At 60.8% G+C, this 26,350-nt stretch carries 25 protein-coding genes and 6 tRNA genes; 23 read left to right on the top strand and 8 right to left on the bottom strand.

The features are described 5' to 3' along the window. Nucleotides 1-431: 431 nt before the first annotated feature. The gene (locus ACS4NR_RS14080) at nt 432-1,190 is read right to left on the bottom strand and encodes a hypothetical protein (protein WP_177439986.1); all 759 of its coding nucleotides are present in this window, start codon (nt 1,188-1,190) and stop codon (nt 432-434) included. 384 nt (nt 1,191-1,574) lie between these two features. On the opposite strand from ACS4NR_RS14080, the gene ACS4NR_RS14075 reads away from it, so the two are divergent. The 6 genes from ACS4NR_RS14075 (at nt 1,575) to ACS4NR_RS14050 (ending at nt 2,196) form a co-directional block, all read left to right on the top strand. Then, nucleotides 1,575-1,650, top strand: a tRNA-Glu gene (locus tag ACS4NR_RS14075). 2 nt (nt 1,651-1,652) lie between these two features. Continuing rightward, nucleotides 1,653-1,728: transfer RNA gene (locus ACS4NR_RS14070), tRNA-Gly, on the top strand. 104 nt (nt 1,729-1,832) lie between these two features. Beyond that, nucleotides 1,833-1,908: transfer RNA gene (locus tag ACS4NR_RS14065), tRNA-Glu, on the top strand. A gap of 3 nt (nt 1,909-1,911) precedes the next feature. Beyond that, nucleotides 1,912-1,987 (top strand) — tRNA-Gly (locus ACS4NR_RS14060). Between the two features lie 55 nt (nt 1,988-2,042). Next, nucleotides 2,043-2,118: transfer RNA gene (locus ACS4NR_RS14055), tRNA-Glu, on the top strand. A gap of 2 nt (nt 2,119-2,120) precedes the next feature. After that, nucleotides 2,121-2,196: transfer RNA gene (locus ACS4NR_RS14050), tRNA-Gly, on the top strand. A gap of 131 nt (nt 2,197-2,327) precedes the next feature. Here ACS4NR_RS14050 and ACS4NR_RS14045 read toward each other — a convergent pair. The 4 genes from ACS4NR_RS14045 to ACS4NR_RS14030 all read right to left on the bottom strand — a co-directional run bounded on the left by ACS4NR_RS14045 (nt 2,328) and on the right by ACS4NR_RS14030 (nt 6,396). After that, nucleotides 2,328-4,067 (bottom strand): dipeptidase, encoded by a 1,740-nt coding sequence (locus ACS4NR_RS14045; protein ID WP_456017714.1) that lies wholly within the window; start codon nt 4,065-4,067, stop codon nt 2,328-2,330. A 199-nt stretch (nt 4,068-4,266) separates the two neighbouring features. Next, complete coding sequence (locus ACS4NR_RS14040; protein ID WP_456017713.1) at nt 4,267-4,905, bottom strand: LysE family translocator; 639 nt, start codon at nt 4,903-4,905, stop codon at nt 4,267-4,269. A 1-nt stretch (nt 4,906) separates the two neighbouring features. Continuing rightward, nucleotides 4,907-5,677, bottom strand: coding sequence for a 2OG-Fe(II) oxygenase (locus ACS4NR_RS14035; RefSeq protein ID WP_095137186.1), 771 nt, complete (start codon nt 5,675-5,677; stop codon nt 4,907-4,909). A 92-nt stretch (nt 5,678-5,769) separates the two neighbouring features. Beyond that, a complete protein-coding gene (locus ACS4NR_RS14030; RefSeq protein WP_456017712.1) occupies nt 5,770-6,396 on the bottom strand; it encodes an alanyl-tRNA editing protein in 627 nt (208 codons plus the stop codon). Nucleotides 6,397-6,486: 90 nt separating this feature from the next. Between ACS4NR_RS14030 and ACS4NR_RS14025 the strand changes: the two genes are divergently transcribed. Beyond that, nucleotides 6,487-7,482: a LysR family transcriptional regulator gene (locus ACS4NR_RS14025; protein ID WP_115984135.1), complete on the top strand. Its 996-nt coding sequence runs from the start codon at nt 6,487-6,489 to the stop codon at nt 7,480-7,482. Between the two features lie 94 nt (nt 7,483-7,576). On the opposite strand, the gene ACS4NR_RS14020 is transcribed toward ACS4NR_RS14025, so the two are convergent. Then, nucleotides 7,577-7,984, bottom strand: coding sequence for a PA2817 family protein (locus ACS4NR_RS14020; protein ID WP_007967565.1), 408 nt, complete (start codon nt 7,982-7,984; stop codon nt 7,577-7,579). A gap of 89 nt (nt 7,985-8,073) precedes the next feature. Beyond that, nucleotides 8,074-10,521, bottom strand: coding sequence for an acyl-CoA dehydrogenase (locus ACS4NR_RS14015; protein ID WP_456017711.1), 2,448 nt, complete (start codon nt 10,519-10,521; stop codon nt 8,074-8,076). A gap of 248 nt (nt 10,522-10,769) precedes the next feature. On the opposite strand from ACS4NR_RS14015, the gene ACS4NR_RS14010 reads away from it, so the two are divergent. From ACS4NR_RS14010 to ACS4NR_RS13995, 4 genes are all read left to right on the top strand, one after another. Next, the gene (locus tag ACS4NR_RS14010; RefSeq protein ID WP_456017710.1) at nt 10,770-11,429 is read left to right on the top strand and encodes a transglutaminase-like domain-containing protein; all 660 of its coding nucleotides are present in this window, start codon (nt 10,770-10,772) and stop codon (nt 11,427-11,429) included. A gap of 43 nt (nt 11,430-11,472) precedes the next feature. Beyond that, a complete protein-coding gene (locus tag ACS4NR_RS14005) occupies nt 11,473-12,096 on the top strand; it encodes a glutathione S-transferase family protein (RefSeq protein WP_456017709.1) in 624 nt (207 codons plus the stop codon). Between the two features lie 133 nt (nt 12,097-12,229). Then, entirely contained in the window at nt 12,230-13,162 is a 933-nt protein-coding gene (locus ACS4NR_RS14000) for an ABC transporter ATP-binding protein (RefSeq protein ID WP_027612335.1), read from the top strand. Beyond that, entirely contained in the window at nt 13,159-13,938 is a 780-nt protein-coding gene (locus ACS4NR_RS13995; protein WP_007908200.1) for an ABC transporter permease, read from the top strand. Before ACS4NR_RS14000 ends, ACS4NR_RS13995 begins: the two co-directional genes overlap by 4 nt. A 140-nt stretch (nt 13,939-14,078) precedes the next feature. On the opposite strand, the gene ACS4NR_RS13990 is transcribed toward ACS4NR_RS13995, so the two are convergent. Continuing rightward, nucleotides 14,079-14,597 (bottom strand): DUF2062 domain-containing protein, encoded by a 519-nt coding sequence (locus ACS4NR_RS13990; RefSeq protein ID WP_115984131.1) that lies wholly within the window; start codon nt 14,595-14,597, stop codon nt 14,079-14,081. Between the two features lie 136 nt (nt 14,598-14,733). Here ACS4NR_RS13990 and ACS4NR_RS13985 point away from each other — a divergent pair, with 136 nt between their 5' ends. The 12 genes from ACS4NR_RS13985 to ACS4NR_RS13930 all read left to right on the top strand — a co-directional run bounded on the left by ACS4NR_RS13985 (nt 14,734) and on the right by ACS4NR_RS13930 (nt 26,333). After that, entirely contained in the window at nt 14,734-16,947 is a 2,214-nt protein-coding gene (locus ACS4NR_RS13985) for a DNA internalization-related competence protein ComEC/Rec2 (RefSeq protein ID WP_456017708.1), read from the top strand. 111 nt (nt 16,948-17,058) lie between these two features. Next, nucleotides 17,059-17,694, top strand: coding sequence for a MotA/TolQ/ExbB proton channel family protein (locus ACS4NR_RS13980; protein WP_095137193.1), 636 nt, complete (start codon nt 17,059-17,061; stop codon nt 17,692-17,694). Beyond that, a complete protein-coding gene (locus tag ACS4NR_RS13975) occupies nt 17,691-18,119 on the top strand; it encodes an ExbD/TolR family protein (RefSeq protein WP_027612340.1) in 429 nt (142 codons plus the stop codon). The genes ACS4NR_RS13980 and ACS4NR_RS13975 overlap by 4 nt, the downstream gene beginning before the upstream one ends. Further along, nucleotides 18,119-19,129 (top strand): tetraacyldisaccharide 4'-kinase, encoded by a 1,011-nt coding sequence (gene lpxK, locus ACS4NR_RS13970; protein WP_456017707.1) that lies wholly within the window; start codon nt 18,119-18,121, stop codon nt 19,127-19,129. The genes ACS4NR_RS13975 and lpxK overlap by 1 nt, the downstream gene beginning before the upstream one ends. 21 nt (nt 19,130-19,150) lie before the next feature. After that, entirely contained in the window at nt 19,151-19,336 is a 186-nt protein-coding gene (locus ACS4NR_RS13965; RefSeq protein ID WP_003174668.1) for a Trm112 family protein, read from the top strand. Then, nucleotides 19,333-20,097 carry a 3-deoxy-manno-octulosonate cytidylyltransferase gene (gene kdsB / locus ACS4NR_RS13960; protein ID WP_456017706.1) on the top strand — a complete coding sequence of 255 codons (765 nt, stop codon included), beginning with the start codon at nt 19,333-19,335 and terminating at the stop codon, nt 20,095-20,097. Before ACS4NR_RS13965 ends, kdsB begins: the two co-directional genes overlap by 4 nt. After that, entirely contained in the window at nt 20,097-20,561 is a 465-nt protein-coding gene (locus ACS4NR_RS13955) for a low molecular weight protein-tyrosine-phosphatase (protein ID WP_456017705.1), read from the top strand. The genes kdsB and ACS4NR_RS13955 overlap by 1 nt, the downstream gene beginning before the upstream one ends. Next, complete coding sequence (gene murB, locus ACS4NR_RS13950) at nt 20,558-21,577, top strand: UDP-N-acetylmuramate dehydrogenase (RefSeq protein ID WP_166496909.1); 1,020 nt, start codon at nt 20,558-20,560, stop codon at nt 21,575-21,577. The genes ACS4NR_RS13955 and murB overlap by 4 nt, the downstream gene beginning before the upstream one ends. Before the next feature lie 394 nt (nt 21,578-21,971). Then, nucleotides 21,972-22,442, top strand: coding sequence for a (2Fe-2S)-binding protein (locus tag ACS4NR_RS13945; RefSeq protein ID WP_456017704.1), 471 nt, complete (start codon nt 21,972-21,974; stop codon nt 22,440-22,442). Further along, on the top strand, nt 22,439-24,760 hold the full coding sequence (locus ACS4NR_RS13940; RefSeq protein WP_456017703.1) for a molybdopterin cofactor-binding domain-containing protein: 2,322 nt from the start codon (nt 22,439-22,441) through the stop codon (nt 24,758-24,760). Before ACS4NR_RS13945 ends, ACS4NR_RS13940 begins: the two co-directional genes overlap by 4 nt. Then, nucleotides 24,760-25,740: an XdhC family protein gene (locus ACS4NR_RS13935; protein ID WP_456017702.1), complete on the top strand. Its 981-nt coding sequence runs from the start codon at nt 24,760-24,762 to the stop codon at nt 25,738-25,740. The genes ACS4NR_RS13940 and ACS4NR_RS13935 overlap by 1 nt, the downstream gene beginning before the upstream one ends. Then, nucleotides 25,737-26,333: a nucleotidyltransferase family protein gene (locus ACS4NR_RS13930; protein WP_456017701.1), complete on the top strand. Its 597-nt coding sequence runs from the start codon at nt 25,737-25,739 to the stop codon at nt 26,331-26,333. Before ACS4NR_RS13935 ends, ACS4NR_RS13930 begins: the two co-directional genes overlap by 4 nt. The last annotated feature ends 17 nt before the right edge of the window (nt 26,334-26,350 follow it).

The raw sequence follows: 26,350 nt of genomic DNA, 5'->3' as shown, positions 1-26,350 counted from the left end.
GCCCCCATTCCAACTGTGGGAGCTGGCTTGCCAGCGAAGGCGGCCTGACAGCCGACCATTCTCTAACTGAGCGCCCCCATTCCAACTGTGGGAGCTGGCTTGCCAGCGAAGGCGGCCTGACAGCCGACCATTCTCTAACTGAGCGCCCCCATTCCAACTGTGGGAGCTGGCTTGCCAGCGAAGGCGGCCTGACAGCCGACCATTCTCTAACTGAGCGCCCCCATTCCAACTGTGGGAGCTGGCTTGCCAGCGAAGGCGGCCTGACAGCCGACCAGTCTCTAACTGACTCACCCAATCCCACTGTGGGAGCGGGCTTGCTCGCGAAGGCGGCCTGACAGCCAACCAATCTCTAACTGAATACCCTCAATGGCAACCAGCCCACCCCCCCACAAAAAAGCCACCTCTCGGTGGCTTCTCTTGACCTTCGACCATCAGTCGTAAATCACTTTCTTCTTCCAGTCCGCATCGGCTTCGGCTTCCTTGAGGCCTTCGGTCAACTGGTTCACTTCGCCTTCAACAGGAGCAATTTTGTCCATGACCTGGGCATTGGCGCGGGCCAGGAGTTTTTCCAGGTATTGCAGTTGTTCCGAGTACACCTGTGGTTCCTGCTGTTTGCGCAGGTATTGCACGCCACGTTCGAAGGCGAGGCGGGCCTGGCCGGGTTGGTTTTGTTGCAGGGATTGTTGGCCGAGGTTGTTGAAGAATTCGATGTGCAGCAGGACCAGGATGTGGCGGACTTCCTTGATCCAGTGTTTGGCTTCGTTCGGTGGCAGGAAGCCGTCATGGGCGGCGCGGGTGATCTGGCCGTGCAGGGCTTCGAGCAGGAAGCGGACGTCCTTGGCTTTGGCTTCGGTCAGGATCGGTGCCGGCGGGTTGTTGACCGGGATCGATTCACCTTGGGCCACCAGTGCGCTGAGTTCGGTGATCCGTGACTTGGTCGTGGCGCTGGTTTTTTCCAGGTTCAGCAGACGTTGGCAGACGTTCAGCTCCAGACGGGTCAGCAGCAGCTTGAGTGCCGGGGTCATGAACTGGCCGGGGAAGGTTTCGGTCAGCTCGCCGCAGCGGCGCAAGCGATCGTTGAGTTCGACTTTGGTGCGGGCCTTCTCCAGTTTGTTGTTTTCCACCACATGGTTCATGTAGCCAATGGCGATCAGAATTGCGATCCCGGCTATAACTAGCAGGGTGATCATGAGTGGTGTCACCGGTAAGACCTCTTTATAGGGTTCGCATGCGAGTGTAGTGGCTGGACATTCAGGCGCCCAGCGCCGCTCGACGAGTTGATTCAGCAGCTTCTGTTTATATCGGCTGCGTACTGCTTATATGAATGCTGGCGCAAGGTGCGCAGATTGCCATCATTGTGTTGCGGACTATAACGCCTTGGCGAGTGGCGGAATATAGGCGTCAATCGTCGGGCGACGGAAAACCCCGAATGCTTCCGTAAAGCAGGTCGAAGTCATTGATTTAAATAAATTTATATTCGGGGGTTGACGACCTCTCAAACCATCCATAGAATGCGCGCCACTTGCAGCGTAAAGCACACAGCGAAACGCGGCAGGGAGTGAATGTTGTAGCGTGTCCCCTTCGTCTAGTGGCCTAGGACACCGCCCTTTCACGGCGGTAACAGGGGTTCGAGTCCCCTAGGGGACGCCATTGCGGGAATAGCTCAGTTGGTAGAGCACGACCTTGCCAAGGTCGGGGTCGCGAGTTCGAGTCTCGTTTCCCGCTCCAATTTTAAACAGCACTGCTTTCGGGCGGGGCTGAGTGAAACCAGAACCATGTCTTCGGATGCGGGTCTGGACACCGAAACACACACCATGTGTTCCGGGTAGCGTGTCCCCTTCGTCTAGTGGCCTAGGACACCGCCCTTTCACGGCGGTAACAGGGGTTCGAGTCCCCTAGGGGACGCCATTTGCGGGAATAGCTCAGTTGGTAGAGCACGACCTTGCCAAGGTCGGGGTCGCGAGTTCGAGTCTCGTTTCCCGCTCCAAATTCTAAAAGCGCCGCTCAGTGAGCGGCGTTTTTATTAGTGAAAGTTGTAGCCTGTCCCCTTCGTCTAGTGGCCTAGGACACCGCCCTTTCACGGCGGTAACAGGGGTTCGAGTCCCCTAGGGGACGCCATTGCGGGAATAGCTCAGTTGGTAGAGCACGACCTTGCCAAGGTCGGGGTCGCGAGTTCGAGTCTCGTTTCCCGCTCCAATTTCACAAAAACGCCGATCAGTGATGATCGGCGTTTTTGTTTGTGCAGCATTTAGCACGCAACAAAAAAGGACCTTCGGGTCCTTTTTTGTTTTCACGTCAGGCCCGCTGAAGCACGGGCCCATGCCTTATCAGAGCTTCGGTAGCTGGCCGACACGGCCCATCATCTCAGTGACGATCTGCAGATCCAGCAGGAACTGGTCAACCGTCTTGAACTCACCGTCAGTGTGACCGGTGTATTTGACTTCAGGCCGGGCCAGGCCGAATTGCACGCCGTTCGGCAGTTCATGCACCGATGTCGCGCCGGCAGACGTGCCGAACTCGTGCTTCATGCCGAGGTTTTCAGTGGCCACCGCCAGCAGTGCCTTGACCCATTCGCCTTCCGGATTGCGGTACATCGGTTCGGCGATCGAGTAAGTGAAGTCCACGGCAACATGGTTTTTCTTGCTCCAGGCCGCGAGCTTGTCAGCGATTTCCTTCTTCAACACTTCTGGCGATTTGCCCTTGGGCACGCGCAGGTTGACTGCCAGTTTGAAGGCTTTGTCGTCCACGCCGACGTAGGTCAGCGAAGTGGTCAGCGGACCCATGAACGAATCGGAGAAACCGACGCCGAGTTTTTTGCCCAAATAATCCAGGCCCCAGTTGGTCGACGCATAGCGTGCAGCATCGGTGATCTGGTTGTGCTTGAGCGCCACCTTGCCGTCGAGGCTGTTGATGAAGTCGAGCATCCGCGCGACCGGGTTGACGCCGGACTCGGGTTCGGAGGAGTGCGCGGACACGCCGGTGACGCTCAGCTTGACGTCTTTGCCGTCAACCTTGGCCGCGACTTCGAAGTCACCACCGTGTTTTTTCGCGTATTCGCTGCCGGCTTTCTGCAGACTCGCGGCCAGTTGCTCAGGCTTGTCGGTGACGAGTGTCGCAACCGAAACCGATGGAATCTGGTTGGTTGCCAGGCCGCCGGTCATCGAGATGATTTCTGCGCCGTTGCCTTCAGCCTTGCGCAGCGGGAAGTTGGCCATGACCGTGCCGTAGCCTTTCTCGGCGATGACCACCGGGTAGCCACCGTCCAGCGCCATGTTGTAGTTCGGCGTCGGGTTGTGTTCGAAGTAGTAAGGGATCGCGTCGCCGGTGGTTTCTTCGGTGGTGTCCACCAGCAGTTTGAAATTGCGTGCCAGCGGCAGCTTTTCTTCCTTGATCACTTTCATCGCGTACATCGCGACGACGATGCCGTTCTTGTCGTCTTCGGTGCCGCGACCGTACATGCGATCGCCGATCAGCGTGACTTTGAACGGATCGAGTTTGGTGCCGTCTTTCAGCACCCAGTTTTCCGGGGTGACAGGAACCACGTCGGCATGCGCGTGGATGCCCACGACTTCGTCGCCGCTGCCGTCGAGGGAGATTTCATAGACGCGGTTGTCGACGTTGCGGAACTTCAGGTTGAACGATTCGGCGAGGTTCTTGATCTTTTCGGCGATCTTGATGAACTCCGGATTGTCGTGCTGGGCCACGCCTTCTTTCTGGAAAGTCGGGATTTCCACCAGTTCGCGCAGGGTTTCCAGCGCGGCCTTGCCGTACTTCACGCGGGTGTAGATGCCCAGCAGGCGGTAGATCTCGTTCTGCTGTTCAGCGCTCGGGGTCTTGTTGTCGAGAAAGGCGTTGATCGCCGGGCCGAGCTTATCGGTTTTACCCAGGTCGCTCTTGCCTACGGCACCCAGAAACTGGCGGAAGTCGGTGACGCTCGCCTCATCGAAGCTCTTGAGAATGGCCGCGCTTTGCTGTGGAGTGATGTTGGCCTGCGCGGGCAGGGTGAACGCAGAAAAGCTGGCCAGGATCAGGCTGGTAGCGGCCAGGCGCTTGAGAGAAAAATTCATTGCGGTGGGCATTCCTTTGCAGGCAGTTGAGTGGAAGTGTTTGAAAGTTGAAACAAATCTTTTCCAAACTAACACCGCGAAGGTGTTGAAGGGGAGTCCCTGAAGTGGGATCCGTCGCACAGAAATGCAAAAGCGGCGCACAAACGAAAAAGGCCCGAGCAGTGTGCAACTGACCGGGCCTTGTCTTTGGGTGTCGTTTTTACATCGATAGCACCAGCCTGCCGGCGAACAAAATCAGGATCACGCCCATGCTGCGCTCGAACCAATGGCCCATGCGCATGAACAGGTTGCGTACCCGGCTGCTGGAGAAAAACAGCGCGACGATCACGAACCACAGCGCATTGACGAAGCACATCCACACCCCATACAGCGCCTGGATATTCAGCGGCGTGCTGGCGCTGATGATCGTGGTGAAGATCGCCAGGAAGAACAGCGTGGCCTTGGGATTGGTGGCATTGGTCAGAAAACCGGTGCTGAACGCCTTGAACAGCGACTGCTCGACCAGCGGTTCGTCAGCGCTTTTTTCGCCTTCGAGCGTGGTCTTCGGTTTACTGCGGATCAGGCTGATGCCGAGGTAAAAGATGTATGCGCCACCGATCACCTTGGCCACCGTCAGCAACCACGGCGTGGTGTGCATCAGGGCGCCAACGCCGAGCAAGGTGTAGAGAACGTGCACGGAAATGCCGGCGCCGATGCCCAGTGCGGTGCAGATGCCTACCAGTCGGCCGAAGCGCACGCTTTGGCGGATGGTCACGGCGAAGTCCGGGCCGGGAGCGACCACGGCCAGAAAGTGAATGGTGGCCAGCGCCAGAAACTCGCCCAGGTAGTTCGATAACATCTCAGCTCCAGAAGGTCAGGGGTGAAGCATTGCCGCGATAGCCGACAAAGAACGAAAGGCTCAGTCGCGGATCCGCCACGCCCGGGGTCACCGAGTGCATGCAGCGCGAATTGAACATGATGAAATCACCCGGCTCCGGCCGCACTTCCAGGGCAGGTGGGCCGAGCAACGCGGGGTCGATGCCGTAACTGTCGCCACGCATCTGGTCGAACTGATCCGGGGTGATGTCGTCGTCCCACATTTGCAGTGCGCCGCCCTCGGTCGGCATGTTCAGGTACACGTTGCAGGCGAATTGCGCTTCCAGGCTGCGGGCCTGAAAGCTGTCCGGGGCGTCCTTGGCGAAAATGTCGTGGTGGGCAAGGAAGCACACGCCGGGTTTGACCACCCGCGACAGGCCGACATACATCTTGCGCCCGTAGAGGTTTTCCAGATGCGCGCCGGCCGGCCATGACTCGTCGAGCATGCAGCGCAGGGTGTCGACCGGCGAAGAGTAGGGCGCACAGCGCTCGCGCAATTCGGCGATGTTGCGGGTGGCGCGTTCGAAATAGTCCTCGATCAGCAGCGGCTGGTTTTCCGCCTCGTAAAACGCCATGCCGATGCGGCCGATGCTCGGCGCGTTGATGTAACCCTCGAAGCCCGGAGCAAGAATCTTGTCGCCAATCTCGATCGCCAGCGGCTCGGGCAAGAAGCCTCTGACGCGGATGGCGAGGACTTCTTCGTTGGCCAGTTTTTTTATGCACGTCTCATCGAGACGCTCGACGTCTAGCATCATTGTTTTTTAGGTCCATCTATCGATAGTCAACGGAACCTGCGAGTGCGGTTCCCCCCGGCGTCAGGCGCTGCGCGGAGCAGCGCCCGAGATGCTTAATCCACGCTGTAGTGGACGGATAACGTGCCTTTCTTCTGCGAAAGCGAGGCGATCGTGACTGTGCCCAAATCCTTCAGGCTGCGTACATGGGTGCCACCGCAGCCGTAGGCCGGCAGCTCGCCGAAGCCGATTTCCCGCGCGCCTTCGCGCAGCGAGGTCAGGCGCGGCAGATCGTGTTCGATCCACTGACTGATACCGTGTTGAACGGCTCGCGCATCGACTTCCTGGGCGGCATCGCCCGGCTTGAATTGCACCCGGCCCTCGTCCGGCCAGTGGTGCGCCTTGATTGGCGTCCAGCCCATGGCCTGCACGAAATGCCCGATCAAGTGCCCGGCCGAATGCATGCGGGTGTTGTAGCGGCGACGTTGTTCATCCACCTGAATACAGGTCATGCCGGGTTTTACCGGACGATCGACGTAATGCACGATCCGGTCAGGTTCCTGCACCACGCGCAGCACCTGGCTTTCGCCGATCATGCCGGTGTCACAAGGCTGACCACCGCCTTGCGGATGAAACAGCGTGGCGCGCAGCACAACGGCAAATTCGTTCTCGTGGGGCGTGCAGTCGAGGACTTCCACATTAGCCTTGAGGTCATCACTATGGAAAAAGAGGCGAAGCGTCATATTCCATGCCCTTATTAAAGTGTCTTTTTTTATTATATGAATCGTGCAATAACGTGATAATCCGTTCAAACATCAAAGGACTTGTGCGCTGTGAGCATCAATCTTCCGCTGCCACTGCTCGGTGAAATGGCGATCTTCGTCAAGGTCGTGGAAACCGGCAGTTTTTCCGAGGCAGCCCGCCAGCTAGGCTCGTCGCCGTCGGCGATCAGTCGCAGCATTTCCCGGCTGGAAAAGGCCCTGGCCACGCGCTTGCTGCAGCGCACTACGCGCAAACTGCGTCTGAGTGACGGTGGCGAAGAAGTGTTCAAGCGCTGCCAGGAGATGGTCAGCGCCGCCAAATCGGTGATGGAAATCAGCGGGCAGTTCACCCATGAGGCGGAAGGGCTGGTGCGGGTCAGCGTGCCAAAAGCGGTCGGGCGTTTCGTGATTCATCCGCACATGCCCGAGTTTTTGCGGCGTTATCCGAAAGTCGATGTCGAGTTGCTGCTGGAGGATCGTCAGGTTGACCTGATCGACGATCATGTCGACCTGGCGATTCGCATCACTGATCGACCGCCGGCCGGGCTGGTCGGACGGCAGTTGCTGACCATCGATCATTTGCTCTGCGCCACCCCGCAATACCTGGCCGAACACGGCACACCGACCCACCCGCATGACTTGCTCAATCACAGCTGCATCTATCTGGGGGAAACCCCGAGCGATGCGCGCTGGAAATTCAAGAAGGGCAGCAAAGCGGTGACCGTCGGCGTACGTGGTCGTTATGCCGCCAACCATACCGGCGTGCGGCTCGGGGCAGTGTTGCAGCACATTGGTATTGGCAGCTTGCCGTATTTCACCGCGCGTTATGCGCTGGAGCAGAAGCTGATTGTGCAGGTCCTGCCGGATTGGACGTTTCTCGCGTCCTACCACGGTGGTCTGTGGTTGCTGCATTCGCCCACGCGCTACCTGCCGCCGAAGCTGCGGGTATTCATCGATTATCTGGTGGAATGTCTTGAGAAGGAGCCGACGTTGAGCAAGCCGGGCAAGGCGGCGCCGAACAATCTGGCGATGGCGTATGAATTACCGGAGAGCGAGGGGCTGCTTTAAAGCAAAAGATCGCAGCCTTCGGCAGCTCCTACAGGGAATACATGTGATTCCTGTAGGAGCTGTCGAAGGCTGCGATCTTTTGCTCTTTGGAAGCTTAGTGCTTGCTGTCTTGGGCCGACATCGCCAGCAACTGTTTTTCCTGATTCCAGTCGAACGGTTCGTCGTTCTGTTCGGCTTCGTAGCGACGTTCTTCCAGTGCCTGATACAGATCGATTTCTTCATCGGACAGGTAGTGCAGGCAGTCACCGGCGAAGAACCACAGCAGATCCCGTGGAATCAGGTGGGCTATTTGCGGGTAACGGGTAATCACTTGGGTCAGGATGTCCTGGCCCAGGTACTGGCTTTCGATCGGATCGATCGGCAGGGACGCCAGCAGTTCGTCAAAGCGCTCCAGGAACAAGGCATGGCTTTCTTCGGGAACCTGTTCGGCCTCACCTACGGCGACCAGGATACTGCGCAAGTGGTCGAGCAAAACCAGATGATCGGCAACGACGTTGGACACGAGATAAGTCCTCAAGAGCAAAACGGGCGCGGGAGTATAAAGCTCTCGCGCCGTTTTTTCACAAATAAACAGCTACACGGTCGCCAGCATCAGCGGACTTTACCCTCCGCCTGCTTCAGCTCTTCCTTGTCGAAATCATCGACGTCGATCACCTTGCGCCGTGCCGCTTCGGCATCGCGCAGGGTCTGTGCTTCCTGCGGTTGCAACACCCCGGCCTCCAGTGCGGCGTCGATGGCGTGTTCGCCAGCCACCGGTTTGACCTGACCACTCTTGAGCGAGGTGTGCAGTTTCTTGTGCAGCGGTTGGGCGGCATTCAGCAGATCGCTGGCGTGTTGCAGGGCACCGACGGCATCGTCGGCGGACTGCGGGCGATAGCAACCGGCGAGCAGTTCTTCAAGCGTCGGATCGCCTTTGGCACGACCGATCACCGCTGCGACTTCGGCGCCGAGCTTGTCCGACGGGCCTTTGTGACGACGGCCGAACGGGAACACGATCACTCGCAGCAGGCAGCCAAACACTTTGTTCGGGAAGTTGCTCAGCAGCTCATCCAGCGCCCGTTCCGACTGGCCGAGGCTTTCTTCCATGGCCCAGCGGAACAGCGGCTCCATATGCGCCGGCGAATCCAGGTCGTGATAACGCTTGAGCGCAGCGGAGGCCAGATACAGGTTGCTCAACACATCGCCCAGACGCGCCGACAGGCGTTCGCGGCGTTTCAGTTCACCGCCCAGCAGCATCATGCTGAAGTCCGCCAGCATGGCGAAAGCCGCTGCCTGACGGTTGAGTGCGCGGAAGTAGCCCTGGCTGATCCTGTCCCCGGGAGCATGTTCGAAGTGGCCGAAGCCCAGGTTCAGCACCAGCGTACTGGCGGCGTTGCCGACGGCAAAACCGATGTGCTTGAGCAGCAGACCATCGAATTCTTTCAGTGCCTGTTCCTTGTCCTCGCGGCCAGCGAGGGCCATTTCCTTGAGGACGAACGGATGGCAACGAATGGCGCCCTGACCGAAGATCATCAGGTTGCGCGAGAGAATGTTCGCGCCTTCCACGGTGATGAAGATCGGCGCGCCATTCCAGCTGCGCCCGAGGTAGTTGTTCGGACCCATGATGATCGCCTTGCCGCCGTGCACATCCATCGCGTGGGTGATGCACTCGCGGCCGCGTTCGGTCAGGTGATACTTGAGGATCGCCGACAGCACCGACGGTTTCTCGCCCAGATCCACCGCGTTCGCGGTGAGCATGCGCGCCGCGTCCATCATCCAGGCATTGCCGCCGATGCGCGCCATGGCTTCCTGAATGCCTTCGAAGGCCGACAGTGGAACGTTGAACTGTTCACGAATCTGCGCGTATTGCCCGGTCACCAGACTGGTGAACTTGGCCGCGCCGGTGCCGACTGCCGGCAACGAAATCGAACGCCCGACCGACAGGCAGTTCATCAGCATCATCCAGCCCTTGCCGAGCATGTCCTGGCCGCCGATGAGGTAGTCCAGCGGGATGAACACGTCTTTGCCCGAGTTCGGGCCGTTCATGAATGCGGCACCCAGTGGCAGGTGGCGACGGCCGATTTCCACACCCGGTGTATCGGTGGGGATCAGCGCCAGACTGATACCGAGATCTTCCTTGTCGCCCAGCAGATGCTCCGGGTCATAGGCTTTGAAGGCCAGACCGAGCAGGGTCGCGACCGGGCCGAGGGTGATGTAGCGTTTTTCCCAGTTCAGGCGCAGGCCGATGACTTCCTGACCTTCCCATTCACCTTTGCAGATGATCCCGGTGTCCGGCATGGCGCCAGCATCGGAGCCGGCCAGCGGACCGGTGAGGGCGAAGCACGGAATGTCGTCGCCACGGGCCAGCCGCGGCAGGTAGTGATTGCGTTGTTCGTCGGTGCCGTAATGCAGCAGCAGTTCGGCCGGGCCGAGGGAGTTGGGCACCATCACGGTGGAGGCAAGGTCGCCGCTGCGGGTCGCGAGTTTCATTGCCACTTGCGAGTGGGCGTAGGCGGAGAAGCCCTTGCCGCCGAATTCCTTGGGAATGATCAGGGCAAAGAAGCCGTGTTCCTTGATGTGGCTCCAGGCTTCTGGCGGCAGGTCCATCGACTGGCCGATCTGCCAGTCAGTGACCATCGCGCAGAGTTCTTCAGTGGGGCCGTCGATAAAGGCCTGTTCCTCTTCGGTCAGTTGCACTTTCGGGTAGGACAACAACTTGTCCCAGTCCGGACGGCCGCTGAACAGCTCACCGTCCCACCACACGGTGCCGGCATCGATCGCATCGCGTTCGGTCTGCGACATCGGCGGCAGGGTTTTCTGGAACCAGTTGAACAGCGGCGCGGTGAAGTGTTTGCGGCGCAGGTCAGGCAGCAGCAACGGCGTGGCAACCACCGCGAGCACCACCCACAAAACCAGCAGCAACCAGCCCGGGGCATGGCTGAAAATGCCCATCGCCAGCAGGTATACGGCGACGATACCCAACGCGGGCAGCGGGGCGATGCGGCGGTGGGCGAGATACGCCACACCGACGATCAGAACCAGTATCCACAACAACAGCATATGTAATCCTCCGTGAACCAAGGCCAACCGACCCTCCAGAGCTTAGACGGCATCTGTAAAACGGGGCGGTCAGAACATGGTGATTGAACTCGTGGGAAACCCCGGATGGTTTTCGTAGGTTCGGTGGGCAACACCCGTGGGAAATCGTTCGCCGTTCCCGCGTCTTCGCGTGCATGTTTGGCCGAAACGTCGTTATCTCTGTGCTTGAGCTGTCGCTAGACTCGGGGCTCACCCAGGAGAACATCGTCATGCGCGAGTATCTGAGTCCCGGCCGCTTCATCGATAGTGACCATCCGGCGGTGGTGGAGTTCGCCGAACAACACCGCGGTGCCAGCCGCGACCCGCTCAAGCAGGCGATCAGTCTCTATTACGCGGTGCGTGAGGCGGTGCGCTACAACCCGTACACCTTCAGCCTCGACCCGCAGACCCTGTGCGGCAGTTATGCGCTGGCGGCCGGGGAAAGCTATTGCGTGCCCAAGGCCACGCTGCTGGCCGGGTGCGCGCGGCATTGCGGCATTCCCGCGCGTATCGGTCTGGCCGACGTGAGGAATCACCTGTCGACGCCGCGTCTGCTGGAATTGCTGCGCAGTGATGTGTTCGCCATGCACGGCTACACCGAACTGTTCCTCAACGAGCGCTGGGTCAAGGCCACGCCGGCCTTCAACCAGCAACTCTGCGAGCTGTTCAACGTCGCACCGTTGGAATTTGACGGCATCAATGACAGCGTTTTCCACCCGTACAACCGTGACGGCGCGCTGTTGATGGAGTATCTGGTCGATCACGGCCAGTTCGCCGATGTGCCGGAGAAGTTCTTCTTCAAGCACCTGGAAAAGTGCTACCCGCATCTGTTCGGCGAACATCAGGCGAAGGTCTTGGGTGATATGCAGAGTGATTTGAGCCGGGTCTGATCCGGCGTATGCTGCCTGCCCACGCATTGGAAAAGAGGCGGTCATGCTGAAGATCTGGGGACGGAAAAACTCATCGAATGTCAGGAAGCCACTGTGGGCCGCCGAGGAGCTGGGCCTGGCCTACGAGGCGATTGACGCCGGTGGCGCTTTCGGTGTGGTCGACACGCCTGAATACCGGGCGATGAACCCGAACGGCCGGGTGCCGCTGATCGAAGATGACGGCTTCGTGCTGTGGGAATCGAATGCCATCGTGCGTTATTTGCTGGCCAAGCATGCGCCGAACAGCGCCTGGTATCCGTCAGACCCGCAAGCCCGGGCCATTGCTGACAAGTGGATGGACTGGACCACCTCAAGTTTTGCCGGGCCGTTCCGCACCGTGTTCTGGGGCGTGCTGCGTACCCCAGCGGACAAGCAGGACTGGCCTGCAATCAACGCCGCGATCAAGGAGTGCACGGCGCTGCTGGCCATGGCCGATCAGGCCCTCGCCAGCCAGCCATACCTGTCCGGCAGCGAAGTCGGCATGGGCGATATTCCGCTGGGCAGTTTCATTTATGCCTGGTTCGAGATGCCCATCGAGCGTGCCGCGCAGCCGCATCTGGAGGCGTGGTATGCACGGTTGAAGCAGCGTCCGGCTTATCAGAAAGCGGTCATGACCGCGTTGACTTGATAATAACTATCGACACTCTTGACTGTACTTGTGTGGCGGCGGCAAGCACCATTGCGCTCATGCGCCGTGGTTGTTTTGTTCGCCGCCCGGCCCAATCTTTCCTTTTCTTCCCTTCTTGGTGCGTAAATCCGATATGAGTTCCGCTCTGTCCATCCGGCAGCTAACCAAAACCTACGGCAACGGGTTCCAGGCCTTGAGTGGTATCGATCTGGACGTCGCCGAAGGTGACTTTTTCGCCTTGCTCGGCCCCAACGGCGCCGGCAAATCCACGACCATCGGCATTCTCTCGACCCTGGTCAACAAGACCAGCGGCACGGTGAACATCTTCGGTCATGACCTGGACAAAAATCCCGCCGCGCTCAAGCGCTCGATCGGTGTGGTGCCCCAGGAATTCAACTTCAACCAGTTCGAAAAGACCTTCGACATCGTCGTGACTCAGGCCGGTTACTACGGCATCCCGGCGAAGATCGCCAAGGAACGCGCCGAGCAGTACCTGACCCAGCTCGGCCTGTGGGACAAGCGCGATGTACCTTCGCGTTCGCTGTCCGGCGGCATGAAACGGCGTCTGATGATTGCCCGCGCACTGGTGCATGAGCCGCGCCTGCTGATCCTCGATGAGCCGACCGCTGGCGTCGACATCGAACTGCGTCGCTCGATGTGGACGTTCCTCACCGAACTGAACCAGAAAGGCATCACCATCATCCTCACCACGCACTATCTGGAAGAGGCTGAGCAGTTGTGCCGCAACATCGGCATCATCGACCACGGCACCATCGTCGAGAACACCAGCATGAAACAGTTGCTGGGCCAGTTGCACGTCGAGACCTTTCTGCTGGATCTGAAAAACGACTTGCACGCCGCGCCGCAATTGATCGGCTATCCCGCGCGGTTGCTTGACGGCCATACCCTGGAGGTCCAGGTCGACAAATCCATGGGCATCACCGCGCTGTTCACCCAGTTGGCGCAACAGAACATCGAAGTGCTGAGCCTGCGTAACAAAACCAATCGCCTTGAGGAGCTGTTCGTGTCCCTGGTGGAGAAAAATCTGTCGAAGGTGGCGGTATGAGTTCCGAGTTCCGCCCCAACCTTGTCGCCCTCCAGACCATCGTTTATCGCGAGGTCAAACGCTTCACCCGGATCTGGCCGCAGACCCTGCTGCCACCGGCGATCACCATGGTTCTGTATTTCGTGATCTTCGGTAATCTGATCGGGCGGCAGATCGGCGACATGGGTGGCTTCACCTACATGGAGTACATCGTGCCGGGGCTGATCATGATGTCGGTGATCACCAACTCCTACGGCAACGTGGTCTCGAGTTTCTTCGGCAGCAAGTTCCAGCGTTCCATTGAGGAACTGATGGTTTCGCCAGTGTCGCCGCACACGATTCTGATCGGCTTCACCATTGGCGGGGTGCTGCGTGGCTTGATGGTCGGGGTGATCGTGACCATTCTGTCGCTGTTCTTCACCCATCTGCAGGTGCATCACCTCGGCGTGACCATCCTGGTGGTGGTGCTGACCGCGACGATCTTCTCGCTGCTCGGCTTCATCAACGCGGTGTTTGCGCGCAACTTCGATGATATTTCGATCATTCCGACGTTTGTGCTGACGCCGCTGACCTACCTCGGTGGCGTGTTCTACTCGATCACCTTGCTGCCGCCGTTCTGGCAGACCGTGTCGCTGGCCAACCCGGTGCTGCACATGGTCAACGCCTTCCGTTACGGCATTCTCGGGGTGTCGGATATCCGCATCGGTATCGCGATCACCTTCATGCTGGTGGCGACGGTGGTGTTGTATCTCGGTTGTGCGCGGTTGCTGGTGAGTGGGCGCGGGATGCGCACCTGATCCGAAACCGCGTCGCTGCCATCGCGAGCAGGCTCACTCCTACAGAAGGGCGCGTTCCAATGTAGGAGTGAGCCTGCTCGCGATGGGGCCTATTCAGACGCTACAAAAAAACGGCCTCCCTTGCGGAGGCCGTTTTGCATTCAAGACTTGCGGCTTTTCTTGCGCCGCGCCCATTGCCGCGCCACCCACCAGCGCCAATACAGCATCACCGTGAAGTAGGCGAGGATGCCGAGTAGCAGCCCGCATACCACCGATCCCAGCAGAAACGGCTGCCACATGGTCGACAACTCTCCACTGATCCATTCCCAGGTCAACGAATCGGGCAGGGTGCGGGCGGGCACGTTCATCAGCCAGGCCCCGGTCTGGTACGTGCAGAAAAACACCGCCGGCATGGTGATCGGGTTGGTCAGCCACACCAGGCTCACGGCAATCGGCATGTTGCCGCGCACGCTAACTGCCAGTGCCGCCGCCACCAGCATCTGCGCCGGAATCGGCAGGAATGCGGCGAACAGTCCGACGGCCATCGCCCGGGCCACCGAGTGACGATTGAGGTGCCAGAGGTTCGGGTCATGCAGCAACTTGCCGAGAAAGCGTAAGGATTTGTGTTCCCTGATGCTCGTCGGGTCGGGCATGTAACGTTTGAATAAGCGCCGGGGCATAGGGCTTCTCGGTCGGTTAAGGCGGCAAGTATGTCTGGATTCTACGAAGCGCCCATTCAGACTTTGTGACAATTGTTGACGACGAGCAGGCTTCCTACCAGCTACGCCTAATGCAGGAACTCTCAAGGACGGGCTTATGCGCACAGGGATGATGGCGCTGGCAGTCGGTCTGCTGGTTCCGGTTTTTTTGCCGGTGTTACCGCCGGTCGGGTTGATGATGTTGTTGCCGCTGGTGGGGCTGATGTTGCTGCCGTTTCGCAGCTATCCCCTGGCGTTTCTGCTGTTCGGTTTCACTTGGGCGTGCGTCAGTGCGCAGTGGGCATTGAATGATCGCCTGCCCGCAGCGCTTGATGGCGAAACCCGTTGGGTTGAGGGGCGGGTGGTCGGTTTGCCGCAAATCAGCGAGGGCGTGGTGCGGTTCGAATTGGCCGATGCCCGCTCGCGACACGAGAAATTGCCGTCATTGATGCGTCTGGCATGGTACGCCGGGCCGCCGCTCAACAGCGGCGAACGCTGGCGCCTGGCGGTAAAGCTCAGGCGCCCCGGTGGTTTGCTCAATCCCGAGGCCTTCGATTACGAAGCCTGGCTGTTGGCGCAACGCATCGGTGCGACCGGCACGATCAAGGATGGTCAGCGCCTGGCCGAGGCAAATTGGGCATGGCGCGACAGCATTCGGCAACGCTTGTTTGAAGTGGACGCGCAAGGCCGGGGCGGTGCATTGGCGGCGCTAGTGCTCGGCGACGGCTCCGGTCTCAGCCGCGAGGATTGGCAGATCCTGCAGGACACCGGCACCGTGCATCTGCTGGTGATTTCCGGCCAACACATCGGGATGTTGGCGGCGGTCATCTATCTGCTGGTCGCCGGACTGGCGCGTTTTGGGCTGTGGCCGCTGCGCTGGCCATGGCTGCCATGGGCCTGCGGGCTGGCGTTTGCCGCGGCGCTCGGTTACGGCTTGCTCGCCGGGTTTGACGTGCCGGTGCAACGGGCCTGCGTGATGGTCGGGCTGGTGTTGCTGTGGCGCCTGCGCTTTCGCCATCTCGGCGCGTGGTGGCCGCTGTTGCTGGCATTCGATGCGTTGCTGTTGCTCGACCCGTTAGCCAGTTTGCGTCCGGGTTTGTGGCTGTCGTTCGCCGCGGTGGGGATTTTGATCTTCACCTTCGGCGGGCGACTCGGTGCGTGGAGATGGTGGCAGGCCTGGACCCGGGCGCAATGGCTGATTGCGCTGGGCCTGTGCCCGGTGTTGCTGGCGCTGAACCTGCCGATCAGCCTCAGCGGGCCATTGGCGAATCTGCTGGCGGTGCCTTGGGTCAGTCTGCTGGTGCTGCCACCGGCACTGCTCGGCACGCTGTTGTTGCCGGTGCCTTACGTCGGTGCAGGCTTGTTGTGGCTGGCCGGTGGTTTGATCGACTGGCTGTTTCGCGGCTTGTCGCTGATCGCCGGGGTGTGGCCGGCGTGGATCTCGCCGTCGCTGCCGTGGTGGGCCTTGTTGATTGGCAGTCTCGGCGCCTTGTTGTTGCTGTTGCCGCGCGGCGTGCCATTACGACCGTTGGGCTGGCCGTTGCTGTTGATTCTGTTGGCGCCGCCGCGCGAGCGAGTGGCAGAGGGTCTGGCGGATATCTGGCAGCTTGATGTCGGTCAGGGCCTGGCGATCCTGATCCGCACGCGTCATCACACATTGCTCTACGACGCCGGTCCACGCTTCGGCGATTTCGATCTGGGGGAGCGAGTGGTGCTGCCGGCGCTGCACAAACTTGGGGTCAACCGCATTGACCTGATGCTGCTCAGTCATGCCGACGCCGACCATGCCGGTGGTGCGCTGGCAGTATCGCGGGGCCTGAGAGTGACGCGAGTGATCAGCGGCGATCCGCCAGGGTTGCCCGCCATACTGCGCGCCGAGGCCTGTGAAAGCGGGCGCCAATGGCAGTGGGACGGGGTGCGTTTTCAGCTGTGGCAATGGGCGGCGGCCCATGACAGCAATCAGCGCTCTTGTGTGTTGCAGATCGAGGCCAATGGCGAGCGTCTGTTGCTGACCGGCGATATCGACACGGCTGCCGAACGGGTGTTGCTGAAGAGTCCGTTGGCAGTGCCGACGCACTGGCTGCAAGCACCGCACCACGGCAGCCGCAGTTCCTCTTCGATGGCTTTGCTTCGGGCATTACGCCCGCATTCGGTGCTGATCTCCCGGGGGCAGGGCAATTCCTTTGGTCATCCGCACCCGCTGGTGCTCGCGCGTTACCGCCAGCAAGGGCTGCGCATCTACGACAGCGCGCAGCACGGCGCCATCCATTTGCGCCTGGGCAGCTTTCAGGCGCCGTTGCTGATGCGTCAACAACGGCGCTTCTGGCGTTGAAACACCATTGATCGCGAGATCGCCGAATGCGGCATCAGGTCGTCGGGGCAGCGGGTCTTAATCGCGAACCGGTATGGTAAAGTGGCGCACTTTTTCGAGGGGACTGTCACTGTGTGGGAATTGGTCAAATCCGGCGGCTGGATGATGTTGCCGATCATTCTGAGTTCCATCGCGGCCATGGCGATTGTCGCCGAGCGCCTGTGGACCCTGCGCGCCAGCCGCGTCACCCCCGAGCATCTGCTGGGCCAGGTCTGGGTCTGGATCAAGGACAAGCAGCTCAATAAAGAAAAGCTCAAGGAATTGCGCGCCAATTCGCCGCTGGGTGAAATCCTCGCCGCGGGTCTGGCCAACTCCAAGCATGGTCGCGAGATCATGAAGGAATGCATCGAAGAAGCCGCGGCGCGGGTGATTCACGAGCTCGAACGCTACGTCAACGCGCTGGGCACCATTGCTGCCATGTCGCCGTTGCTGGGTCTGCTGGGCACGGTACTGGGCATGATCGACATTTTCAGCGCCTTCACCGGTTCCGGCATGACCACCAACGCCTCGGTCCTGGCCGGCGGTATTTCCAAGGCGTTGATCACCACCGCGGCGGGCCTGATGGTCGGTATTCCGGCGGTGTTCTTCCACCGTTTCCTGCAGCGCCGCATCGATGAGCTGGTGGTGGGCATGGAGCAGGAGGCGATCAAACTGGTCGAAGTAGTGCAGGGCGACCGTGACGTCGATCTGGCCGGGGACAAAGCGTGAAATTCCGTCGCAAACCCCGGGAAACGATCGACATCAACCTCGCGTCGCTGATCGACGTGGTGTTCATCCTGTTGCTGTTTTTTGTGGTGACCACCACCTTCACCCGCGAGACTCAGCTGCGCGTCGATCTGCCGGAATCGGTCAGCGGATCGCCGGCCGAAGATCAACAACTCAAGCAACTGGATGTCGCGATCAGCGCCGAAGGCGTGTTCTCGGTGAACAACAAGATTTTGCCGAAAAACGACCTGGCGACGCTGATGGAAGCCATGCAGAAAGAAGCCAACGGCGACACCAACATGCCGTTGTCGATCAGCGCTGATGGCAAGACCCAACACCAATCGGTGATCACCGCCATGGACGCGGCCGGCAAGCTCGGTTTCAGCCATCTGCGCATGACCACGGTCGAGGCGGCGCCCAAATCCTGATGAGCCTGTCCGATCGATTGCTCGCCGCGTGGTATCAGGGGCATCCGGCCCTGACGCTGCTGCGGCCGTTGGAAATGCTCTACCGCCGCGTGGTGGTCAACAAGCGTCAGCGCTTTCTCGACGGTGAAGGCCAGATCTATCAACCGCCGGTGCCGTTGATCGTGGTCGGCAACATTACCGTTGGCGGCACTGGCAAGACGCCAATGATTTTGTGGCTGATCGAGCATTGCCGACGCGCAGGCCTGCGGGTTGGTGTAGTCAGCCGTGGTTACGGCGCCAAACCGCCGCAACTGCCGTGGCGGGTCACCGCCGAGCAGAGCGCCGGGATCGCTGGCGACGAGCCGCTGTTGATCGTGCAGCGCACCGGCGTGCCGCTGATGATCGACCCTGATCGCAGCGCGGCGGTCAAAGCCTTGCTCGCCAGTGAGCCGCTGGACCTGATCCTCTCCGATGACGGCATGCAGCATTACCGTCTGGCGCGGGATCTGGAGCTGGTGCTGATCGACGCCGCCCGGGGCCTCGGCAACAAACGCTGCCTGCCCGCCGGTCCGTTGCGCGAGCCGATCGAGCGCCTGCAAAGCGTCGACGGTGTGCTGTTCAACGGTGCCACGGCAGACCGCGACGATGGCTTCGCGTTTCGCCTGCAACCGACCGCACTGGTCAATCTGCGCAGCGGCGAGCGCAAGCCGCTCGATCATTTTGCGCCCGGTCAATCGGTGCACGCGGTGGCCGGGATCGGCAATCCGCAACGTTTCTTCAATACCCTCGAAGCGCTAGACTGGCGCGCAGTCCCCCATGCGTTTGCCGACCACGCCGAATACAGCGTGCAGGCCTTGAATTTCACACCGTCATTGCCGTTGGTGATGACCGAAAAAGACGCGGTGAAGTGCCGTGCCTTCGCAGCAGACGACTGGTGGTATCTGGCGGTCGATGCCGTGCCGTCGCCGGCCTTCGTGGCCTGGTTCGACACCCAACTGATACGCCTGTTGCCCGATCGTCTTTTGCCTTAACTCTTTATCCAGGGAATGTTCATGGACACCAAATTGCTCGATATCCTCGCGTGCCCGATCTGCAAAGGCCCGCTCAAGCTCAGCGCCGACAAGACCGAACTGATCAGCAAGGGTGCCGGTCTGGCCTATCCGATCCGCGACGGTATCCCGGTGATGCTCGAAAGCGAAGCGCGCACCCTGACCACTGACGAGCGTCTGGATAAATGACCACTGCTTTCACCGTTGTCATTCCGTCGCGTTACGCCTCGACCCGCCTGCCGGGCAAACCGCTGCTGGATATCGCCGGCAAGCCGATGATCCAGCATGTCTGGGAACAGGCGAGCAAAAGCAGCGCCAGCCGTGTGGTGGTGGCAACTGACGATGCGCGCATCGTCGAGGCCTGCAAGGCGTTCGGCGCGGAAGTGGTGCTGACCCGTGAAGACCACAATTCCGGCACCGATCGTCTGGCTGAGGTCGCCGCCAAACTGGGCCTTGCGCCGGACGCGATCGTGGTCAACGTGCAGGGTGACGAGCCGTTGATCCCGCCGAGCGTGATCGATCAGGTCGCGGCTAACCTTGCGGCCCACACCGAAGCGCGTATGGCCACCCTGGCCGAGCCGATCGAAGACGTGGAGACCCTGTTCAACCCGAACGTGGTCAAGGTCGTCAGCGACCTCAATGGCCTGGCCCTGACCTTCAGCCGCGCCACCTTGCCATGGGCCCGCGACGCGTTCGCCAAGAGCCGCGAGCAGTTGCCGGAAGGTGTGCCGTATCGTCGCCACATCGGCATTTATGCCTACCGCGCCGGGTTCCTCCAGGACTTCGTGAGCTGGGGCCCATGCTGGCTGGAAAACACTGAATCCCTCGAACAACTGCGTGCCTTGTGGCATGGCGTGCGGATTCATGTCGCCGATGCGTTGATCGCGCCGCCGACCGGGGTCGACACCGTTGAAGACCTCGAGCGCGTTCGTCGCATGCTGGGGGCCTGATGCGCGTTCTGTTCGTGTGCCTGGGCAACATCTGCCGTTCGCCGACCGCTGAAGGCGTGTTGCGCCACAAATTGCGTGTAGCGGGGTTGGCGGATCAGGTCGAAGTGGCCTCCGCCGGCACTGGTGACTGGCATGTCGGCAATCCGCCGGACAAGCGCAGCCAGGCTGCAGCCAAAGTGCGTGGTTATGACCTGTCGGCGCAACGCGCGCAGCAGGTCAGCCGCGCCGATTTCGCCAGTTACGACCTGATTCTGGCCATGGACAACAGCAACCTGCGCAACCTCAAGGCCTTGCAACCGTCCACCGGCAAGGCCGAGCTGGACCTGTTCCTGCGCCGTTATGCCGGTGTGGTCGATGAGGTGCCGGATCCGTACTACGACGGCGATCAGGGCTTCGAACAGGTGCTGGACCTGATCGAGGCGGCGTGTGACCAACTGTTGATCGAAGTGAAGGGGCGGTTATGAGTTTGCAGCTTCAATCACAGGTTTCGCTGAAGCCGTTCAACAGTTTCGGCGTCGACGTTCGCGCGCAGTTGTTCGCCGAGGCCCACAGCGACGCCGACGTGCGCGAAGCGCTGGCCTATGCGACTGCCCATGACCTGCCGTTGCTGGTGATCGGCGGCGGCAGCAACCTGCTGCTGACCGCAGACATCCCGGCACTGGTGCTGCGCATGGCGACCCGAGGCATTCGGTTGATCAGCGACGACGGCAACCGCGTGGTGATCGAGGCTGAAGCCGGCGAGCCGTGGCACCCGTTCGTGCTGCACACGCTGGCGCAGGGTTTTTCCGGTCTGGAAAACCTCAGCCTGATTCCCGGCACCGTGGGTGCAGCGCCGATGCAGAACATCGGCGCCTACGGGGTCGAGATCAAGGATGTGTTCGCCGGGCTGACCGCGCTGGATCGCCAGACCGGCGAGCTGCGCGACTTCAGCCTGGAAGAATGCAACTTCGCCTACCGCGACAGCCTGTTCAAGCAGCAGCCGGGGCGTTGGCTGATCCTGCGGGTGCGCTTCAAGCTTGATCGTGTCGCGCATCTGCATCTGGAATATGGCCCGGTGCGTCAGCGCCTGACCGAGCAAGGCATTGACCAACCGACGCCAAGCGACGTCAGCCGCGCGATCTGCAGTATTCGCAGCGAAAAACTGCCGGATCCGGCGGTGCTCGGCAATGCCGGCAGTTTCTTCAAGAATCCGCTGGTATCAGCGGCGCTGGTTGAGCAGATCAAGGCGCAACACCCGGATCTGGTGGCTTATGCGCAAGCGGACGGGCAGATGAAACTGGCCGCCGGTTGGCTTATCGAGCGCGCTGGCTGGAAAGGTTTCCGCGAGGCCGATGCCGGCGTGCATAAATTGCAGGCGCTGGTGCTGGTCAACTACGGCACCGCGACCGGTCTGCAGTTACTCGATCTGGCGCAACGCATCCAGAAAGATATTGCCGAACGTTTCAATGTCGAGCTGGAAATGGAGCCGAACCGCTATTGAGGCTACGCTTCAGGTCGGTATCCAAAGCCCTGCACTGATAAAAAAGTGCAGGGCTTTTTTGTTAACGGTGGGTTAACTTAGCCAGCTAACGATAACCGTCATTTGCTCCACCAAAGGCCCGGTGCAGACGTTCGCGTCGGCACGAGAGAGCCTGTGCCAACCACATATCAGTCAGCGATGACCCTGTGGCGAGGGAGCTTGCTCCCGCTGGGGCGCGTAGCGGCCCCGCTTTCAAGAAGGGCCTGCTCCGCAGTCCAGCGGGAGCAAGCTCCCTCGCCACAGGTTCAGTGTTCGGCTTCACTGATGTGTATTGGCCCATTAGCCTGAGTCGATCTGCGTGAACCACCGCCAGTTCTGCTCGACCCCATAACCACTAAAATATGCGGGCGTGCCCATGATTACCCTGAAACTAAACGGTCAAGACCATTCCCTCGATGTTACGGAAGACATGCCGCTGCTGTGGGCTATTCGTGATGTCGCCGGTTACAACGGCACCAAATTCGGCTGCGGCATGGGCCTGTGCGGTGCCTGCACCATTCATATCGACGGCTTGCCGGCGCGCAGTTGCATCACGCCGATCGGCTCGGTGGTCGGGCAGAACGTCAGCACCATCGACAATCTGCACGCCGATCCGGTCGGGAAAGTGGTGCAGCAAGCCTGGCTCGACAGCGCGGTGGCGCAGTGTGGTTTCTGTCAGGGTGGGCAGATCATGTCTGCCACCGCGTTGCTTAAAACCAATCCGAACCCGAGCGACGAGCAGATCGAAGAGGCCATGGTCGGCAACATTTGCCGTTGCGGCACCTACAACCGGATCAAGACCGCGATCCGTCAGGCCTCCACTCACCTGAAGGAGGCCAAGGCATGAGCCGCTTGCCGAATGATTTCGCCCTGAGCAATCTCAGCCGTCGCGGTTTTCTCAAAGGTGTTGGCGCGACTGGTGCGTTGGTGCTGGCCGCGAGTTGGGGCTGGCAGGATGCACTGGCTGAAGACGCGCCGAAGAAGTTCGGTGCTGATGGCATGCCCAACGGCTGGATTGACGATCCCAAGGTTTACGTCAGCATTGCCGCAGACGGCACGGTCACCGTGGTCTGCAACCGCTCGGAAATGGGCCAGGGTGTGCGCACCAGCCTGACCATGGTGGTTGCCGATGAACTGGACGCCGATTGGGCCAAGGTCAAAGTCCTGCAGGCGTCGGGTGACGAGGTACGTTTCGGCAACCAGGACACTGACGGTTCGCGCAGCATGCGTCACTGGTATGAACCGATGCGCCGTTGCGGCGCGGCGGCCCGGACCATGCTGGAGCAAGCCGCCGCCGCGCAGTGGCAGGTGCCGGTGGGCGAGTGCCATGCGCAGTTGCACAAAGTCCTGCACAAACCATCCGGTCGCGAGCTGGGTTACGGCGAGCTTGCCGCTGCCGCCAGTGCGCTGACAGTGCCGGCGCGTGACAGCCTGCGCCTCAAGCAACCGTCGGAGTTTCGCTACATCGGCAAGGAAGGCACCAAAGCCATCGACGGTGCCGACATCGTCAACGGGCGCGCGGTGTACGGCGCCGACGTGCATTTCGACGGCATGCTCTACGCGACCATCGCCCGTCCGGCGGTGTACGGCGGCAAGGTCAAGTCGCTGGATGACAGCGCCGCGCTGAAGGTTCCGGGTGTGCTGAAGGTCATGCAGATCGAGAGCCGTCCACTGCCTTCGGAATTCCAGCCGCTGGGCGGCGTGGCGGTGATTGCCAGCAATACCTGGGCGGCGATCAAGGGCCGCGAGGCGCTGAAGATCGAGTGGGACGACGGCCCCAACGCCAGTTATGACTCGATCGCTTACCGCAAGGAACTGGAAGCAGCGGCGCGCAAACCCGGCAAAGTGGTGCGCAACACTGGCGATATCGACAAAGCCCTGAGCGGCGCAGCGAGCAGTCTCGAAGCCTCTTATTATTTGCCGCATCTGGCCCAGGCACCGATGGAGCCGATGGTTGCCATCGCTCGCTACGACAAAGGTGTGTGTGAAGCGTGGGCGCCGAGTCAGGCGCCGCAGGTGACTCGCGAGCGCATCGCCGAGCGCCTGGGGCTGCCGTTCGACAATGTCACCTTCAACGTCACGCTGCTGGGCGGCGGTTTCGGCCGCAAATCGAAACCGGATTTCGTCGTCGAGGCGGCGATCCTTGCCAAGGAGTTCCCCGGTAAAGCCGTGCGGGTGCAATGGACCCGCGAAGACGACATCCACAACTCGTATTTCCACACGGTGTCCGCCGAGTATTTGAAAGCTGCTGTCGGCAAGGACGGTATGCCGTCCGGCTGGCTGCATCGCACGGTGGCGCCGAGCATTACTGCGCTGTTCGCCCCGGGCATGAATCATGAGGCGGCGTTCGAACTGGGCATGGGTTTCACCAATATGGCTTACGCGATTCCCAACGTGCGCCTGGAAAACCCCGAAGCCACGGTGCACACCCGCGTCGGCTGGTATCGCTCGGTGTCGAACATTCCTCACGGTTTTGCGATTCAGAGTTTCGTCGATGAACTGGCGCACAAGGCCGGCGTCGATCCGCTCCAATATCAGATCAAGTTGCTCGGCGCGGATCGCCAGATCGACCCGCGCACCTTGAGTGAGGAGTGGAACTATGGCGAATCCCCCGAGCGCTACCCGATCGACACCGGACGCATGCGCACCGTGCTGGAAACCGCGGCCAAGGCTGCCGGTTGGGGGCGCCAATTGCCGAAAGGGCGCGGCCTCGGCCTGGCGGTGCATTACAGCTTCGTCACCTATGTGGCGGCGGTGATCGAAGTCGAGGTCAAAGACGACGGCACGCTGATCGTGCACAAGGCTGACATCGCCGTCGATTGCGGGCCGCAGATCAACCCTGAGCGCATCCGCTCGCAGTTCGAAGGCGCCTGTGTCATGGGCCTGGGCAACGCGGTGCTGGGTGAAATCAGCTTCAAGGACGGTAAGGTCCAGCAGGACAACTTCCATATGTACGAAGTGGCGCGCATGTCGCTGGCGCCGAAGGAAGTTGCCGTGCATCTGGTGACGCCGCCGGGTGACGTGCCGTTGGGCGGAGTCGGTGAGCCGGGCGTGCCGCCAATTGCGCCGGCACTGTGCAATGCGATCTTCGCCGCCACTGGCCAGCGCATCCGTAACTTGCCGGTGCGTTATCAGTTGCAGGGCTGGCAGAAGGCGCAGGCGTAATGGACAGCGCCGATCTCAACGTCCTGCGCAGCGTGCTCGAATGGCGCCGCGCCGGGCAGCGGGTGGTGCTGTTCAGCGTGGTGCAGACCTGGGGCACTGCGCCCCGGGCACCCGGCGCGATGCTCGCGTTGCGCGAGGACGGCGTGGTGATCGGTTCGGTGTCGGGCGGCTGTATCGAGGATGACTTGATCGCCCGTTTGCACGACGGGCGCATCGCCAGCGACGGCCCGCCGGTGCAACTGATTACCTACGGCGTGACCCGGGAAGAAGCCGCACGGTTCGGCTTGCCGTGCGGTGGCACGTTACGCCTGACCGAAGAACGAGTCGCTGATCCGGCCTGGGTCGCCGAATTGCTCGCGCGATGTGACGCGCACGAGATTGTCGCCCGCGAGCTGAACATCGAAACCGGTGAAGTGCTGCTGTCAGCGGCGAGCAAATCCGATGTGCTGGCATTCGATGGCAAGACCTTGCGCGCCATTTATGGCCCGCGCTGGCGTCTGCTGTTGATCGGCGCCGGACAGCTGTCACGCTACGTGGCGGACATGGCCCGTTTGCTGGATTTCGAAGTGCTGATCTGCGATCCGCGCACCGAGTTCGTCTACGGTTGGGAAGAGCATCACGGGCGGTTCGTTCCTGGTATGCCGGATGACGCCGTATTGAGTATTCAGACAGACGAGCGCACGGCTATCGTCGCTCTGACCCACGATCCCCGTCTGGATGATATGGCGTTGCTCACTGCGCTCGATTCGCCAGCCTTTTATGTCGGTGCACTCGGTTCGCGGGTCAACAGCCAGAAGCGCCGGGACAATCTGGCTCAGCTAGGCTTGTCAGAGGCAGCCATTGCGCGATTGCACGGGCCGATCGGTCTGCACATTGGCAGTCATTCGCCAGCGGAGATTGCTCTGTCGTTGTTGGCGGAAATCGTCGCGATCAAGAACGGCGTCGAGTTGAAACAGAAGAAAGTTGTGGAGGCGCCATGAGTCGATCCATCGCAGTGATTGTGCTGGCAGCGGGTGAGGGCAGCCGCTTTCGTCAGGTTGCCGGTGCCGACAAGGACAAGCTGCTGGCCGATTGCACCGGGCGTGATGGCGCGGTGCGCTCGGTGATCGAGCAGGTGTTGCTGAATCTGCCGGCCGACTTGGACAAGCGGGTGCTGGTCACCACAGAAGCGCGGCCGCAGGCGATGCGCATGGCGCAGGCTTATGGCTGTGACGTGGTCTCAATTGAATCGACCGGGATGGGTGACAGCATTGCGGCGGGCGTTGCGGCTTGTCCGGATGCAGACGGCTGGTTGATTGTGCTGGGGGATATGCCGTTTATTTTGCCGTCGAGTATTGAGCGGGTGGTGGCGGCGATGGCCGAGGACGCCGTGAGCGTACCGGTGCAGGACGGCGAATTTGGGCATCCGGTGGGGTTCGGGCGTTCGTTCGGGTCGGGGTTGCAGGCGTTGAGTGGTGATCGCGGCGCCAGGCCTTTGTTCAAGCAGGGCAGGGTGATTGAGGTAGCGGTGGATGATCCCGGGGTGTTGTGGGATATCGATGTGCCTGAGTCTCTGGTATTTCCTCAATCCTGAGCCCTGCATAAATCCTC

It is taken from the genome of Pseudomonas sp. JQ36 (assembly GCF_053851495.1).
The sequence above is the reverse complement of the archived record's forward strand: the minus strand, read 5'-3'. Positions and strand labels throughout refer to the sequence as shown.

What these genes read in the sequence shown, in the direction of transcription:
- ACS4NR_RS14000 (WP_027612335.1), top strand. Translation starts at nt 12,230, where the DNA reads ATGAGTTCCGCTCTGTCCATCCGGCAGCTAACCAAAACCTACGGCAAC.
- ACS4NR_RS14010 (WP_456017710.1), top strand. Translation starts at nt 10,770, where the DNA reads ATGCGCGAGTATCTGAGTCCCGGCCGCTTCATCGATAGTGACCATCCG.
- ACS4NR_RS14035 (WP_095137186.1), bottom strand. Translation starts at nt 5,677, where the DNA reads ATGATGCTAGACGTCGAGCGTCTCGATGAGACGTGCATAAAAAAACTG.
- murB (WP_166496909.1), top strand. Translation starts at nt 20,558, where the DNA reads ATGAGTTTGCAGCTTCAATCACAGGTTTCGCTGAAGCCGTTCAACAGT.
- ACS4NR_RS13940 (WP_456017703.1), top strand. Translation starts at nt 22,439, where the DNA reads ATGAGCCGCTTGCCGAATGATTTCGCCCTGAGCAATCTCAGCCGTCGC.
- ACS4NR_RS13945 (WP_456017704.1), top strand. Translation starts at nt 21,972, where the DNA reads ATGATTACCCTGAAACTAAACGGTCAAGACCATTCCCTCGATGTTACG.
- ACS4NR_RS13930 (WP_456017701.1), top strand. Translation starts at nt 25,737, where the DNA reads ATGAGTCGATCCATCGCAGTGATTGTGCTGGCAGCGGGTGAGGGCAGC.
- ACS4NR_RS13990 (WP_115984131.1), bottom strand. Translation starts at nt 14,597, where the DNA reads ATGCCCCGGCGCTTATTCAAACGTTACATGCCCGACCCGACGAGCATC.
- ACS4NR_RS14030 (WP_456017712.1), bottom strand. Translation starts at nt 6,396, where the DNA reads ATGACGCTTCGCCTCTTTTTCCATAGTGATGACCTCAAGGCTAATGTG.
- lpxK (WP_456017707.1), top strand. Translation starts at nt 18,119, where the DNA reads ATGAGCCTGTCCGATCGATTGCTCGCCGCGTGGTATCAGGGGCATCCG.
- ACS4NR_RS13965 (WP_003174668.1), top strand. Translation starts at nt 19,151, where the DNA reads ATGGACACCAAATTGCTCGATATCCTCGCGTGCCCGATCTGCAAAGGC.
- kdsB (WP_456017706.1), top strand. Translation starts at nt 19,333, where the DNA reads ATGACCACTGCTTTCACCGTTGTCATTCCGTCGCGTTACGCCTCGACC.
- ACS4NR_RS14005 (WP_456017709.1), top strand. Translation starts at nt 11,473, where the DNA reads ATGCTGAAGATCTGGGGACGGAAAAACTCATCGAATGTCAGGAAGCCA.
- ACS4NR_RS14040 (WP_456017713.1), bottom strand. Translation starts at nt 4,905, where the DNA reads ATGTTATCGAACTACCTGGGCGAGTTTCTGGCGCTGGCCACCATTCAC.
- ACS4NR_RS13935 (WP_456017702.1), top strand. Translation starts at nt 24,760, where the DNA reads ATGGACAGCGCCGATCTCAACGTCCTGCGCAGCGTGCTCGAATGGCGC.
- ACS4NR_RS14015 (WP_456017711.1), bottom strand. Translation starts at nt 10,521, where the DNA reads ATGCTGTTGTTGTGGATACTGGTTCTGATCGTCGGTGTGGCGTATCTC.
- ACS4NR_RS13995 (WP_007908200.1), top strand. Translation starts at nt 13,159, where the DNA reads ATGAGTTCCGAGTTCCGCCCCAACCTTGTCGCCCTCCAGACCATCGTT.
- ACS4NR_RS13955 (WP_456017705.1), top strand. Translation starts at nt 20,097, where the DNA reads ATGCGCGTTCTGTTCGTGTGCCTGGGCAACATCTGCCGTTCGCCGACC.
- ACS4NR_RS14080 (WP_177439986.1), bottom strand. Translation starts at nt 1,190, where the DNA reads ATGATCACCCTGCTAGTTATAGCCGGGATCGCAATTCTGATCGCCATT.
- ACS4NR_RS14045 (WP_456017714.1), bottom strand. Translation starts at nt 4,067, where the DNA reads ATGAATTTTTCTCTCAAGCGCCTGGCCGCTACCAGCCTGATCCTGGCC.
- ACS4NR_RS13985 (WP_456017708.1), top strand. Translation starts at nt 14,734, where the DNA reads ATGCGCACAGGGATGATGGCGCTGGCAGTCGGTCTGCTGGTTCCGGTT.